The organism is Clostridioides sp. ZZV14-6153 (genome assembly GCF_020657855.1).
Taxonomy (GTDB): domain Bacteria; phylum Bacillota; class Clostridia; order Peptostreptococcales; family Peptostreptococcaceae; genus Clostridioides.
Map to the genome: position 1 here is coordinate 1 of NZ_JAGWCZ010000099.1, position 267 is coordinate 267.

Here is a 267-nt window from a genome sequence, read left to right on the forward strand (position 1 = left end):
GAATTGGCAGACGCACTAGACTTAGGATCTAGCGCCATTGGCGTGGGGGTTCGACTCCCTTCATCCGCACCATTTTTATTTAATTTAATAAACGAGCGGGAATAGTTCAGTGGTAGAGCGCAACCTTGCCAAGGTTGAAGTCGCGAGTTCGAATCTCGTTTCCCGCTCCAAATTTATGTTTATAGTGCAATGTGGGTGCATAGCTCAGCTGGATAGAGCAACGCCCTTCTAAGGCGTGTGTCCGGGGTTCGAATCCCTGTGCGCTCA

2 tRNA genes are annotated in these 267 nt (G+C 49.8%); both read left to right on the forward strand.

Going from position 1 to position 267, the window contains the following annotated elements:
* Nucleotides 1-95: 95 nt before the first annotated feature.
* Nucleotides 96-170: transfer RNA gene (locus tag KGF46_RS19870), tRNA-Gly, on the forward strand.
* 23 nt (nt 171-193) lie between these two features.
* Nucleotides 194-267 (forward strand) — tRNA-Arg (locus tag KGF46_RS19875).